11 protein-coding genes and 2 pseudogenes are annotated in these 13,737 nt (G+C 69.4%); 6 read left to right on the top strand and 7 right to left on the bottom strand.

Annotation, left to right across the window (positions count from 1 at the left end):
- Positions 1-35: 35 nt before the first annotated feature.
- On the bottom strand, positions 36-1,352 hold the full coding sequence (locus AB0K21_RS34995) for an NAD(P)/FAD-dependent oxidoreductase (RefSeq protein ID WP_343969570.1): 1,317 nt from the start codon (positions 1,350-1,352) through the stop codon (positions 36-38).
- 136 nt (positions 1,353-1,488) lie between these two features.
- Here AB0K21_RS34995 and AB0K21_RS34990 point away from each other — a divergent pair, with 136 nt between their 5' ends.
- From AB0K21_RS34990 to AB0K21_RS34975, 4 genes and pseudogenes are all read left to right on the top strand, one after another.
- Positions 1,489-2,088, top strand: a complete 600-nt coding sequence (locus AB0K21_RS34990; RefSeq protein ID WP_343969567.1) for a TetR/AcrR family transcriptional regulator — start codon at positions 1,489-1,491, stop codon at positions 2,086-2,088.
- Positions 2,089-2,195: 107 nt separating this feature from the next.
- Positions 2,196-4,013 (top strand): FAD-dependent oxidoreductase, encoded by a 1,818-nt coding sequence (locus tag AB0K21_RS34985; protein ID WP_343969564.1) that lies wholly within the window; start codon positions 2,196-2,198, stop codon positions 4,011-4,013.
- 451 nt (positions 4,014-4,464) lie between these two features.
- Positions 4,465-6,078 (top strand): long-chain-fatty-acid--CoA ligase, encoded by a 1,614-nt coding sequence (locus tag AB0K21_RS34980; protein WP_343969561.1) that lies wholly within the window; start codon positions 4,465-4,467, stop codon positions 6,076-6,078.
- Between the two features lie 69 nt (positions 6,079-6,147).
- Positions 6,148-6,793, top strand: a pseudogene (locus tag AB0K21_RS34975) (IS5 family transposase); the annotation flags it as partial.
- Between the two features lie 131 nt (positions 6,794-6,924).
- On the opposite strand, the gene AB0K21_RS34970 reads toward AB0K21_RS34975, so the two are convergent.
- The 6 genes and pseudogenes from AB0K21_RS34970 to AB0K21_RS34945 all read right to left on the bottom strand — a co-directional run bounded on the left by AB0K21_RS34970 (position 6,925) and on the right by AB0K21_RS34945 (position 12,174).
- On the bottom strand, positions 6,925-7,584 hold the full coding sequence (locus AB0K21_RS34970) for a DsbA family oxidoreductase (protein ID WP_343969558.1): 660 nt from the start codon (positions 7,582-7,584) through the stop codon (positions 6,925-6,927).
- 86 nt (positions 7,585-7,670) lie between these two features.
- On the bottom strand, positions 7,671-8,042 hold the full coding sequence (locus AB0K21_RS34965; protein ID WP_343969554.1) for an antibiotic biosynthesis monooxygenase: 372 nt from the start codon (positions 8,040-8,042) through the stop codon (positions 7,671-7,673).
- 47 nt (positions 8,043-8,089) lie between these two features.
- Positions 8,090-9,448 (bottom strand): WD40 repeat domain-containing protein, encoded by a 1,359-nt coding sequence (locus AB0K21_RS34960; protein ID WP_343969551.1) that lies wholly within the window; start codon positions 9,446-9,448, stop codon positions 8,090-8,092.
- A complete protein-coding gene (locus tag AB0K21_RS34955; RefSeq protein ID WP_364155974.1) occupies positions 9,435-9,839 on the bottom strand; it encodes a hypothetical protein in 405 nt (134 codons plus the stop codon). Before AB0K21_RS34955 ends, AB0K21_RS34960 begins: the two co-directional genes overlap by 14 nt.
- A gap of 96 nt (positions 9,840-9,935) precedes the next feature.
- Positions 9,936-10,436, bottom strand: a pseudogene (locus AB0K21_RS34950) (hypothetical protein); the annotation flags it as partial.
- A 574-nt stretch (positions 10,437-11,010) separates the two neighbouring features.
- Positions 11,011-12,174, bottom strand: coding sequence for a transposase (locus tag AB0K21_RS34945; RefSeq protein WP_364155922.1), 1,164 nt, complete (start codon positions 12,172-12,174; stop codon positions 11,011-11,013).
- A 23-nt stretch (positions 12,175-12,197) separates the two neighbouring features.
- On the opposite strand from AB0K21_RS34945, the gene tnpA reads away from it, so the two are divergent.
- On the top strand, positions 12,198-12,848 hold the full coding sequence (gene tnpA, locus AB0K21_RS34940; protein WP_364155971.1) for an IS200/IS605 family transposase: 651 nt from the start codon (positions 12,198-12,200) through the stop codon (positions 12,846-12,848).
- A 185-nt stretch (positions 12,849-13,033) separates the two neighbouring features.
- Positions 13,034-13,660, top strand: coding sequence for a nuclease-related domain-containing protein (locus tag AB0K21_RS34935; RefSeq protein WP_364155920.1), 627 nt, complete (start codon positions 13,034-13,036; stop codon positions 13,658-13,660).
- Positions 13,661-13,737 lie beyond the last annotated feature (77 nt).

Here is a 13,737-nt window from a genome sequence, read left to right as displayed (position 1 = left end):
GCCCGGAGCGCCGTCCCCGTGCGCGCCGATGTCCCTCAGGCCAGCAGCCGTTTCGCCTCTCCCCGGTTCTGGGCCAGTTCGCGCACCGCGCTGCCCACTCCTGCCAGCACCGCCGTACGCTCGGCGGGGTTGTGCCGGAGCGCGCGCACGGCCGCGCGGGCCAGGCCGTTCACGGCCAGGGTCTCCCGCGGATCCCGTATCCGGGAGTACACCTCCAACAGGCCGCGCACTCCTCTCGGCCCCCCGATCAGCGCCCGCAGCAGTTCGAACTGCACGTGCGCCAGACCGTCACCCCGCCCGAGCAGGTTCGTCCAGTGGTAGGTGTGCACGCACTGCTCGTCCCGCTTCCGCTCCCAGGCCCGCGTCGCCCGGTCGAGCGCGACCTGGTCGTCCAGGACAGCGGCGGTCTCGCCCAGGAGCCGCCCGAATCGTACGGCGTCACGGATGCCCTGCGCCGTGACCGGGTCCTTGAAGTGCCCCGCGTCTCCGACCAGGACCCAGCCCGGCCCTGACGAGCGGCGGAAGTAGGACGGGTGCTCCGCGGAGCTGACGATCTTCGTAGTCCGGGTGCAGCCCTCCAGGCGCGCGGCCAGCCCCGGCACCAACCCGACGGTCCGGTCGAACTCCGCCTCCAGGTTGCCCCGGAAGTCGGCGACCCGCTCCACCGGCGGCATCAGCAGCACCATCGCCAGTCCCCCGTCGCACGGGAAGGCGTTGCCCAGCTCGTAGCCGGTCAGCCACATCGCGGCGGTGGAGCGCCACTCGTCGCGAGGGTCCTCGTAGTAGGCGTAGTAGCAGGCCCTGCCGTTGGCGTGGGTGATGCGCGGGTGTTCGGCGCCGACCAGGCGCGCGACGGTCGAGCGGCGGCCGTCCGCGCCGACGACCAGGTGGGCGCGGATCTCGTACTCCTGGCCCTTGGGGTCACGGACCCGTACACCGACGGCCCGGTCCCTCTCCCAGAGCAGGTCGATGACGCGGTGCCCCTCCCGGATCTCCGCTCCGCTCTCGCGGGCCGTCTCGACGAGGGCCGTGTCCAGGGCGGCGCGCCGGACGCACATCCCGTAGTCGATCCCGTCGACGGGGGTGTAGCCGCCCCCCGCGTCGAGGCCCGGGCCGCCGACGTGCGCACGGGAGAGCCGGGGGGCGCCGGCCTTCTCGACGCGTTCCAGGGCACCGACTCGGGCCAACTCGGCGACGCCGCCGGCGAAGAGCAGGTGAGTGGAGACGGTCGTGCTGGGGAAGCGCGCCGGATCCACCGCGATCACCCGGCGCCCCTGCCTGGCCAGTGCCGTCGCGGCCGCGGATCCCGCGCAGCGCGCTCCGGCGATGACGACATCGGCGTGTTCGCTCATCGGACCTCCCGCAGACAGTCCGTCATAACCGACGAAGATGTCGGTTATGGGAACAGTAAGTCAGCACTGACCGACGAGTCAACGCCCCGCCGGAGGTAGTCTGCGGGACGTGGAGACCGAGGAACCGAAAAAGCGCATGCGGGGATCAGTTCGGCGCGCGCACATCACCGAGGCGGCCCTGACCGTCTTCGCGGCCCGGGGCTACCACGCCACCGCGATGGAGGAGATCGCGACGGCGGCAGGGGTGACCCGCTCGGTCCTGTACGACCACTTCCCGTCCAAGCGGGTGTTGCTGATCACGGTTCTGCAGGAGCAGAACGCGCTGCTGGTGGAGCACATCGGTGCCCGCATCACCGGATCGGGATCCCCCGGCCAGCGACTGCGCGCCACTCTGGACGCGTACTTCAGCTTCGCCGAGCACCGCCCCATGGCCCGCCGCCTGCTGTTCGACCACACCGACGAGAACGACCCCGAGATCAAGGCGGTCCGCTGGGGCATCAGGGAGACCCGGACGCGGGCGGTCGCCGTGATGCTCGCGCGTGACCTGAGCCGTCTCGGATTCGACGCGGAGACCGAGATCGCCCAGGCGGTGGTCGAGTTGCTGCTCTCCAGCACGGACGGCCTGGCCCAGTGGTGGGCGCGGCATCCGTCGGTGCCACGCGAGGAACTGGTCAACGCGGCCATGCGCGTCCTGTGGAACGGGCTGTCCCAGGTGACCGAGCCCGATCCTCGCTAGCGCCCCTGTTTCGCTTTGCGCACATTTCAGTCTTGACAGACGTTAGCCGTGCGTTCATTGTTCCGCCTAGCTGAACCAACAGAGGTGTCGGTTAGCTTGGAGGATCGATGGAAGAGCAAGAAAGCCGAGACGGCAGTCGAGGCACACTCGGCCGGCGTCGGTTCGTCACGGGCGCGATGGCCGCCGCGGCCGCCGCGACGGTCGGGCCACTGGTGGGTGCGCCGGGAGCCAGGGCGGCCGCCCCCTCCTTGCTGACCGCGTCGGTCACGGGCAAGCGGGTAGCGATCTTCGGCGCCGGGATGGGCGGACTGAGCGCCGCCCAGGAGTTGGCCGAGCGTGGTTTCCAGGTCACCGTCTATGAGCGCAAGTCCCTCGGCGGCAAATCCCGGAGCATTCCGGTGCCGGGGACCGCCGCGGGCGGGCGCCGGAATCTGCCCGGTGAGCACGGCTTCCGCTTCTTCCCCGGCTTCTACCAGAATCTCCCCGACACGATGAGCCGCATCCCGTTCGGCAACGGCAACACCAGGGACAGCCTCGTCAACGCACAACTGGAGGTGATCGCCTACAAGGGCCAGCAGCTCCGCATCCCGGTGCCCGGCAGCCTCGGCGGAGTGCTCACCCCGGATTCGCTCAGGGACTACCTGATGACCGCCCTCAGCGCCGTCAGAACGGTCCCGCTGCTGCAGATCGAGTTCTTCGTCTCCAAGATCATCGCGTTCGCCACCAGCGGCCCCCGACGGCGCCTGGGCCAGTGGGAGAACATGGCGTTCTCCGACTTCATCAAGTCGAGCGCGATGTCGGAGGACTACCGGGAACTGCTGGTGAAGATGTTCACCGCCTCCCTGGTGGCCGCCCAGCCGGACAAGGCCAACACCCGCACCATGGGTCTGATGTTCGAGGCGCTCGCCTTCAGCGCGATCGGCCTCGGCCCGTACGGCCCGCCCGACCGGGTGCTCAACGGCCCGTCGAACGAGGTGTGGATCGACCCCTGGATCAGCCATCTCACCGGGCTCGGCGTCGAGTTCAAGGTCGGCTGGACCGCCACCGGGTTCACCCACAGCGGTGGCCGCATCACCGGCGCGCAGGTGACCGACCCCACCGGGGCCGCCGGGACCGTCACCGCCGACCACTATGTGGCGGCCCTGCCCGTCGAGAGGCTGCAGCCCCTGCTGACGACCTCGATGAAGACCGCCGACTCCTCACTGGCCCGGCTCTCGAACCTCGAGACGGACTGGATGAACGGCGTGATGATCTATCTGAGGGAGCCCCGCCCGATCGCACTGGGGCACCTCATCTACGCGGGCAGCCCGTGGGCGCTCACCTCGATCAGCCAGGCCCAGTTCTGGAAGAACGACTTCGCCGGGACGTACGGAGACGGCACGGTCACCGACTGCCTCTCCCTCGACCTGTCGGACTGGAACACCCCGGGCATCCTGTTCGGGAAGACCGCCAAGCAGTGCACCCGGCCGCAGATCGTGCAGGAGGTCCTCGCGCAGGTGCGCGCCGCCCTGCCAGGCGGCGCGGCGCTGCTGCCCGACTCGCTCGTGCACTCCTGGTTCGTCGACCCGGCGATCACCGGCGAGGCCACGTCCACCGTGGCCAACGACGAGCCGTTGCTCATCAACACCCCCAGTTCCTGGAGTAACCGCCCCAAGGCCACGACCAATATCCCCAACTTCTACCTCGCCGCGGACTTCGTCCGTAACAGCATCAACCTCGCCACCATGGAGGGGGCCAACGAGGCGGGACGAATGGCGGCGAACGCCATTCTGGACGCCGCCGGATCGTCGGCGGCCAAGGCGACGCTGTACGAGCTCTACCTGCCCCCCGAGTTCAACGCGCTCTACGCCCTCGACGACACCCGCTACGCGCTGGGCCTGCCCAACAAGTTCGACCTGTTCTCCCCGTACTGGCCAGGGCACTGATCAGCGGCCCTCGGAGCCCGGCCGCCCGGTCCGGCTCCAGGAGCCGGCTCCCTCCTGACGCCCACGGTGCGCACCGCGCGGGACAGGACGAATTCACGCTCGCCGAGGCGGCGCCCACCTGTCGACCGCGCGGGTCGCCGGCCCCAGCGCCCACCGCGCCTGCGCCTGCGCCTCGGCGGGCTACCGACCCATCGCCGACCGACGGAACGGCTCCCTGCCGGAAGGCGTTTCCGCCGGTCGCGACGGTGGCGTTGGAGCCGATGTCGATCTCCGTCGCGCATCGGAGGGAGCCCGGTAAGTGCGTCTTGACAGAACAATCATCCAATAGCAGATTGGGCGGCCAGTCCCGATCTCCCCCTTTCCCCGCAGGTCCGGTAACGGTTCGCCCGCCATCTCCTCGGCGGGCCGGCGCGAAGACCGGACCGCCCTGTTCGTCACTGACGGAGGAATCTTGTCTTCCACCCGGAACACCGACTCCCGCTTCCCGCATACGCCCGTGACGCTGCCCGGCGGCGGCCTCAACTGGCTGGATCAGGTCGCCCGCCACGCCCGGCACATCCCCGACCGGGTCGCATTGCGCTTCGAGGGAGTCTCCACCACCTGGGCGGAACTCCACCGGCGGGTGCTGGCGCTGGCGACGGGTCTGGCCACCGAGGGCGTGGGACGGGGCGATCGGGTGGCGATCCTGATGACCAACCGGCCGGAGTACGTGGAGGCGGTGCTCGCGATCAACCTGCTGGGCGCGCTCGCTGTCCCGCTGAACTTCCGGCTCACCGCCGACGAGATCACCTTCATCCTGAAGGACAGCGGCTCCGTCGCGCTGATCGCCGACCAGGCTCTCGCCCCGGCCGTGGCGGCGGTGCGCGGCACGCTCTCGTCCCCGGCGACGTGTGTGGTCGTCGGCGCGGACCCGGCCCAGGCCGGGCCGGAAACCCTGAACTACGCCGATCTGGCCGGCGCGTCCACCGCGGAACCGCCCGCCGCCGACATCGACGAGCGCTGGCCCGCGCTGATCATGTACACCTCCGGGACAACAGGGCACCCGAAGGGCGCCGTGCTGTCGCACCTGAACCTGGCCGGGCAGTCCGGCACGCTGATCCGGTACTGGCGGCTGCATCTCGACGACGACGTGAACCTGTGCGCCTCGCCGATGTTCCACATCGCCGCGCTCGGCACGATCGCGCCGTCCATCGCGACCGGCGGCACCACCGTCATCGTGCCGAGCAAGCAGTTCGATCCCGACGACCTGCTGCGGACCGTGGAGAGCGAACGGGTCACCCACCTGTTCCTGGTCCCGGCGCAGTGGCAGCAGGTCATCGCCCATCCGGGGGCGCCCGCCCTCGCCACCCGCCTGCGCGCCATGTCCTGGGGGGCCGCGCCGGCGAGCGTCACCCTGCTGCAGGCCATGGCCGACACCTTCCCCGGAGTCCCCAACGTCGCGGTCTTCGGTCAGACCGAGATGTCACCGGTCACCTGCGCCCTCGAGGGCGAGGACGCGCTGCGGAAGATCGGCTCGGTCGGCCGTCCCGTCCCGGCGGTGAGCGTCCGCGTGGTGGACGAGGAGATGCGCGACGTCGCGCCCGGCGAGGTCGGCGAGATCGTGTACCGCGGTCCCACCCTGATGTCGGGGTACTGGAACAATCCCGAGGCCACCGCCGAGGCGTTCGCCGGAGGCTGGTTCCACTCCGGAGACCTGGTCCGCGCCGACGAGGAGGGCTTCGTCTACGTCGTCGACCGCAAGAAAGACATGATCATCTCGGGTGGTGAGAACATCTACTGCGCCGAGGTCGAGAACGTGCTGGCCGGGCATCCGGCGGTGGCCGACGTCGCGATCGTCGGCGCGCCGCACCCGCGCTGGGGGGAGACCCCGGTCGCCGTGGTGGTCCCGGCCGACCCGCTCGCCCCGCCCACCCTGGACGAGCTGACCGAGTGGTGCCAGAGCCGGCTGGCGTCCTACAAGAAGCCGACACGCCTGCAGGTCATGGAGGCACTGCCCCGCAACGCCTCGGGAAAGGTGCTCAAGCCGGTGCTCCGCCAGGCCGTCGGAACCACCCCGCCGGATTAGGGCCCGTACGGGGTTGAGATCAGCGGGATTCGCCTGCGCGGTGGTTTGCGGTCCTGGTAGGCCATCGCTATGGCGCGTGGGGATCTCACTGACGAGGAATGGTCCTTGATCGATCCTCATCTGCCCTTGGGTGAGCGCGGTCCGATCCCGGACCTGCGGCAGCGGTTCAATGCGGTGATGTGACGGTTTCGTACCGGCAGTCCGGGACGGGGACGGACGCCGGCGGTTACGACGGCGGCGCCGAATACGGCCGACGGTGGCCGGGCTGGGCCGCTCTCGGGGCGGGCTGACCAGCAAGGTCCACCTGTCGGCCGACCGGCGATGCCGTCCGCTGTCCTTCGTCCTGACCCCGGGCCAAGCCGGCGACAGCCCACGGCTCCGCGCCGTCCTGGCCCGGATCAAGGTCCGGCTGCCCGTCGGTCGCCCACGCACCCGCCCGGCCGCGGTGGCCGCCGACAAGGCCTACTCCTCCCGCGGCAACCGCCTCTATCTGCGCAGGCGCCACATCAAGGCCGTCATCCCCGAAAAGACCGACCAGGCGGCCAACCACAAGAACCGCGGCTCCCGTGGCGGCCGCCCGCTCAGCCATGATGCAGAGCTCTACAAGCAGCGCAACACGGCCGAACGGTGCATCAACCGGATCAAAGAGTGGCGCGCTCTGGCCTTCCGCTCCGACAAGACCCCCGAAAGCCACCTCGCGGGCCTTCATCTACGCGGCGTGCCCACTCCACAAAGTTGTGCCGTCGGTCCACCGAGCATGACCGGGCAACCCGATACCGATGTCCATCGCAGATGCGATTCCTTCCAGAAAGAGCTCGTGGGCAAAGGGCGTGACCGGAGCACCCGTCACCCGGGCCGGTCAAGTGTGGCCGGGGCGGTGTGTGAGCCGGTCGGATCGTGTTCCAGCAGCCGCTGCAGTTCGGCGACGGGCTGGACTCCCGAGACCGGCGGGCGGCCGTCGATCACCAGGCTCGGAACGCCGGTGACGCCGTGCTCGGCCGCGCGGCGCCGGTCGGCGCGCACCTGTCCGGCGTACTCGTCACCGGCCAGGACGGCGCGCACCTCATCGCCGTCCAGCCCGGCCTCACCGCCTAGGCGCTGCAGGACCTGCGCATCGGCCACGTTGAGACCCTCGGTGTGGTACGCGTGCAGCAGCAGCTCCATCATCTGGTCGGCCCGGCCGCGGTCGGCGGCCAGCTTGCTCAGCCGGTGCGCGTCGAAGGTGTTCACCGGACGGGCCAGGTGCAGGTTCAGCTCTAGGCCTTCCGCTGCACCCAGCGACCGGATCCGTGCAACGCGGGCGGGCGCCTGCTCGCCCCACCAGCCGGCCATGGCCTCGGCGGCGGTCGGGCCGGGAATCCGGCCTTCCTCCGGCGCGAGCTCGTAGCTGCGCCAGATCATCTCAACGCGGTCGCGGCCGGTATGCGCGGCCAATGCGGTGGTCAGGCGTCTTTTACCGATGTAGCACCAGGGACACAGCACATCGGCGTATATCTCAAGCTTCATGAAACGTCCTGCACAGTGATCGTGGTTGATCGAAGGTGGTTGGTCTCAGCCGGCGGCATGGGCGGCGCCGCCAGCGGTTCGGGCGATCAGGCATCCCGGCGCTGGGGCCCGGGACCGACTTCCCGAACGACGGTGTAGGTAGGCACTCCGGTCATGCGTGGTTCGGCCTTGCCGGAAAGGCTCTCCAGCGCCTTGCCGATGGCGGCCGTCCGGCCATCGGTGTCGGAAGTCTCCACGAAGTGGCGGTAGTCCGCCTCGCTCGCCCAGTGCACGATGTTGTACACGCGGGTGCCGTCGGTGCTCACGTGGAAACGGGCCGAGCGGTACCCGGGGTAGAAACGCACCCACCGCTCCTGGATCTCCGCGAAGGCCTCCACAAGCTCACGCTGCGTGTCAAAGCCATCGACGGTGTAGTCAATGATCGAATAGAAACCGGAATCCGTGCTCAAGGAACACACTCCTCAAGGTCTGCTGTGGGCGGGCCCCGGCCGCCCATCGTGCAATCTCAACCACGGTTGAGGTCAAGCACACCCCTGGCACGGAGGCGTAACCGCCCCTGCCCTACTTCCGGGACGCGGCAATTCCGGCATCGGCATCGCCGAGACACTGCGCACCCGGGTCCGCCAGGCACAGATCGACGAGGGCTGCCGCCCCGGCCGCGCCACCGATGAATCCGGCGGGACTTCACCGCAACCCGGCCGAATGCCGCCTGGGTGGCCACGTCCCACAGCCGAATGGTGGCGTCCTGGCCCGCGCCGGCGACCAGGTCACCCTCCGGAGCGAAGGCGAGGCTCCGCACGATGCCGGCATGGCCGACGAGCGGCTGGCCGACCTGACGGCGGGTCTCCATGTCCCACAGCCGGATCGTCCGATCAGCGCCTGCGGTGGCCAGCAACGTGCCTTCCGCGCTGAAGGCCAAGTCCGCCACATTGGCGCGGTGAGCATGCAGCACGGCGATCCGCTGACGGCTTGCGGTGTCCCACAACCGGACCGTCCCGTCGGCCATGCCGACCGCCAGGAGACGCCCATCCGGGCTGAACGCCACGGACACACCTGCTGCGTCCACGAGCGCGGCGCCGATCTGGCGGTGGCGGCGAACGTCCCAGAACCGCAGGGTGCCATCGATACCGGAGCTGGCAAGCAGGCCGCCGTCGGAGCTGAAGTCCAGGGCGAGCACCAAAGCCGTGGAGAATTCGGGGCTCTCAGTGTGGCCGAGCAGCGGCAGGCCATTTCGCCGTTGGGTGGGCACGTCCCACAGCTGGATGGTTCCGTCGGTCTCGCCGATTGCCAGGGTCTTTCCGTCGGGGCCGAACACTACGGGGCCGCTGTAGCCCAACTCCGCTTTGGCGATGAGGTCGCCGAACCGCCGCCGCGCGGTCACATCCCAGAGGCGGCCGCCGGTGACGCTGGAGGTCGCGACGGTGCGTCCGTCGGAGGCCAGGTCCATCGCGTGGATCGTCTCACCGCCCTTCTGAGTGAGTGGCCGACCGACCTGGCGCCCAGTGGCAAGATCCCAGATGCGCACGGTGCCCTCTTCACCCGCACTGGCCAGGGTGCGGCCGTCGGCGGAGACGGCGAGGTCGAGGGCGGGGCCGATGTGGCCGATGAACGGCACGCTCACCTGGCGGCGGGCGCGGGTGTCGTACAGGACGATCACATTGCCTTCGCCCACGGTGACCAGCGTCGTGCCGTCGGGGGTAAGCGCCAGCGACAGCCCGGCTCTGGTGATGGGCTCGCCGATTTGCTTGCTGGTGGCGAGGTCCCAGAACCGTATGGTTTCGTCGCTGTCCACACTGATCAAAGTGGTGCCGTCGGGGGTGAAGGCGATCCGCCACGCCGCGACGTTGCCGCTACTGGAGACCATAAGCGGGCTGAGGTTGAAACCGTCTGCGACGTCCCACAGGCGAATCGCGCCGTCGGCGCCCGCTGAAATCTTCTGTCATGACCTCGCTCGCCACGACGAGCAGGCTGCCGTCGCGGGTGAAGGCGAGGTCATTGACGAGTTCCTCCGGGCTGGTCATCGGTCTGCCGACCGCACGGCCTGTGGCCATGTCCCACAGCCGGACCGTGCCGTCGTCGCCACCTCCTGCCACGATTCCCCCCTTGGGACTGATGGCGACTGCGTTGACGCGCCCGGTGTGCCCGCTGAAGACGGCCCGAGCAGGGGCCGGCGTGGTCGTGATCAGGGCACGCCGGGCCTCGGGGGTGGGGGCGACGCTCCAGGCGGTGGCGGCCAGCAGGGGTACCTCCGTCAACTCTGCGCCAAACGTGGAGGCGTACTCCCAGCGCGGCGACGCCTCCGTCAGCCCGGCGAGCCGGGTGCCCCGGTAGAGGAACGCCGGATCACGGCCGTGCCGCAGCCATTCGCGCGCGTCGTCGTCGAGTTGCCGCCGAACCAGGAGAGTCGCGCGGTCGGTCTGGATCCAGGTACGCAGCTGTGGCCAGGCATGGGTCAGGGCTTCGTGGGTGATCTCGGCTCTGTCCTCGTCGACAGAAACCAGGCGGGCACGGACGAAGCGGTCCAGGACCTTGCGCGCGATGCCGTGATCCGGCGAGGCCGGCGGGGGGGGAACAGGTCGGCCAGGAGGATGCTGCGGCTCCGGCCATCCGCAGCGGCAGGTCGTGGTAGGCGGCGTCCCACGCCTGCCGGTCCCCCAGGTCTGCGGGTAGTGGCCGGCCGGATTCCAGAAATCGTCCAGGCATGGCGCACGTCCCCGACCTACAGATGGAGCTGCAACAACAGCGTCAAGCTCAACCTCTCCGCGGTGCTTGACGCGGCGCTCCAAGTCGTCGGTGCGACTGCCACGGTCATCTCGATCGTCGCTTGAGCAAACCTGATCAGCGAGAGCCACCTGAGCGGGCGGCCCTGAGGAGGGTGTCGAACCTACGCACACTCACCAGGGCCACCTGGGCGCAGGCTCGGCCAATGCAGAGCCCGACGCAAGCGGGTGCCCCGGCCTTCCGGCCGGGGCACCCGCTCTGTTCGGCGCCTTACAAGTTTGTGCTGGCATGGACGGTTCGGATATCCGGGCGATGGAGTGCCGTGGCCGCCCTTCCATCGACGTCTGATGCGCCGCCTCCCCGGCTTGGGCCCCGACCACCGGCCCATAAGGGAGATACGCATTAATCGCGTGGTGGGCCTTCTCCGCATCGGTCAGCTCGAACTCGGCGAGCGTCATCGATTCTCGGCCGCGAAGAAGGCGGCCGCTTTTTCAAGGACGCCAGTTTCTCGCGCAGCTCGGCGTTCTACCGCTCCAGTTCGCGGACCCGCGCCCGCTCCGGCCCGGTGGCCCAACGGCGCCGCCGCTGCCGTGGGCTTGCTCACCCACCTGCTCGACCACCACCGCGACAAGCAATAACCGGCGTCAGCTTCTCGGCCGTAAACGACCGAGCGTGCAGCTCCTCGCCGTCGATGGGTTCGACGGTTCAGGCCGCGTCGTCGGCAGCGTGACTCACTGCCCAGCCCGCCACCCCGCGCGAGGCGATGTTACGGGCCGCGTTGACGTCGGCGTGCTCAGCGAAGCCGCACGACGTGCAGGAGAAGGTCGCCTGGCCGGGCCGGTTCCTCTTGTCCACATGCCCGCAGGCCGAGCAGGCCTGCGAGGTGTAGGCCGGATCGACGTGGACAACGGCGACGCCCTGGCGGGCGGCCTTGTAGGCGATGAAGCCCCCCAGCTGGTGGAAGCTCCATGAGTGCAGCGTGACCCGCTGGGGCTTGCGGAGCCGTACCCGGTCACGGATGCCCTGGAGGTCTTCCAGGGCGATGCCTTGCCCGGTGCGTGCAGCCTCGGTCACGATCTGCTTGGCGATGATGTGGTTGGTGTTCGCGGCGAACCGGGCCTCGGCCCGGCGACGCCGCTTCAACAGCCGTTTGGCGGACTTGGTCTGCTTGGCCTGCAGGCGGCGGCGCAGCTCGCGGTGGCGGTGGCGGACCGCGTTCAGGGTTTTGCCGCTGTGGCGAACCCCGCCACTTGTGGTCGCGATGTTGACGATTCCCAGATCCACCCCGGTGAACCCGTTCGGGGTGCGCACCGGCACGTCCGGCAGGTCGCAGGTGGCGATGAGGAACCACCTACCGTCGCGATACAACAGGTCCGATTCGCCCTTGCGGTAGGCGGCCAACATCGTGAGCTGATCGGCAGAGGCGGTGAACGCCACGTTCTTCATCCGCCCGCGCGTGGTCCAGATCGACACCGTCCGCGCCTCCATCTGCCAGGACAGGCAGCGGTCGTCGAACGGCTGGGCCGCACCGGGGCGAAAGACGATCGGCGTGGCCAAGACCCGCTCACGCCGGACGGAGCCAGGTTTGCCCAGGTTGCCGTGGCGGATATTGGCGTGCAGCGTGACGTAGGCGTCGGCGACCTTCTTGACGACATGCTGCGCGGCTTGGGCCGCCAGCCCGTAGTCGTCCTTGATCTGCCCGTAAGCATGCCGGCGCAGGTCGTAGTTGCGAAACACCCGCCGGTGGTGGGCGAGCGCTGAGACCCAGGTGGCCGCGGCGTTGACCGCGCGCAGGGTCGCCTCCAGCGCCGCCGCCTGCTCGGGCGTCGGCAGGAGTCTCACCTGCACCACCAGCTTCACAACGCCCAAACTATCCTTTGGCCCATGTCACCGTGATAGGAATCCGACCTGCGCCGGGGCCGGGGCCGAACCGTTGTCCGCACGCTGCACGCGCATTCGGTCTTCACACCCGGGCATCGGTGCGGGGTCTTCACCGGCGAACCGCTGCGCCGCCGCGCCGCTGCGCCGCCGCGCCGCTGCGAAGAAATCATGATCGAGGTGTGCGGCTTGTTGAGTTCAACGGCGAGTACGACCATGTCCGCCTGCTCGTCGGCTGCCCGCCCAAGGTCGTCCTTGCGGCCCTGGTCGATTCCCTCAAGGGTGTCTCGGCCCGCCTGCTGCGCAAGGAGTATCCCGCTGTCCACAGGTATCTGCGGGGCGGCCGCTTGCGGTCTCCGTCCTACGTCGCCGCCTCCCGCGGCGGCGCCCTTTTGAGCCTTATCAAAAAGTACATCGAAAACCAGGAGCGCCCGGACCAACGACCGGACGTTCACAACCCCAGGACCGGGAAGCGATTCCTCCCGGGCGTGAACACCCGGGGTTCCTCGCTAGATAACGCTGAACCGATTCGGCCTCCCTGGGATGGTGCGGGCCGGAACCGGCCCAAAAGCCGCAGCCCGGCCCGCGATCGAGCGGCTCATCATCCTCGTCGTCGGGCAGGTCGACATCAGGGGTGTGTTTGCCGGCGGTACTGCGTACCGTGAGGGGGTTCCCTCGCGCCAGGCTCCGCTCCCCCACGCCCGGAGGTCGCACGATGGCCACTCCCTCGTCCCCGCTTTCACCTCGTCCTGCCCGACCGACCGGAGCCGGCGCCTCGGCTCACGCGCAGTACCGTGCGGCCTGGGCTGAGGGACGCACTCGGCGCCTGATCCAACAGGCTGCGCTCGCCGTGGCGGTCTTCGCCGTGGTGACGTGGCTGTGGGGCTGGTGGGCGGGCCTGATCGCCACGGCGCTCGTCGCTGGGATCGACGCGCTCACCCGGTGGCGAAAGCACGAGGCGGTGAGAACCTGGCGCAAAGGTGCCGCGGGTGAGCGACGGACGGCTCGCATGCTGCGTCCTTTGAGCAGGCACGGCTACACGGTGTTGCACGATCGGACCTTGCCCTACGGGAAGGCGAATGTGGATCACCTGGTGATCGGGCCTGGGGGCCTGTTCGTCGTAGACACGAAGAACTGGGACAAGCGCAAGCGCATCACCCGGCGGGGCCGCCGCGGGTACGTGCGCGTCGGGCGGACCTCGGGCGACAAGGTGGTGGGCTCAGTGATCTACGAGGCGGGCAGAATCTCGGAGACGCTGAGCAGAGCGCTCAAACGACCGGTGAAGGTCGCACCGGTGGTGGCGATCCACGGGCCCGCGGTACCGCTGCTGCGCGTCATGCGGGTCTCAGGGGTGCCACTCCTGCGGGCCTCCCAGGTGCCGGGCTGGATCTCTCGGCAAAACGCGGTGCTCAGCGTGGCCGAGGTCACCGAACTGAGCGCGGCGGCCGAGAAGCTGTTCCCGCCCTACGTCGAGTAACGCCACTGGCCGACCGCTACCCCGAAGGCAGAGCGCCCAATGCCCCGACCGACACCGCACAACCCCTGGGATCGCTT

It is taken from the genome of Streptosporangium sp. NPDC049248, from assembly GCF_040678965.1.
Lineage (GTDB): Bacteria > Actinomycetota > Actinomycetes > Streptosporangiales > Streptosporangiaceae > Streptosporangium > Streptosporangium fukuiense.
Note: the sequence above shows the minus strand (reverse complement) of the source record. Positions and strands in the feature narration are given on the sequence as shown.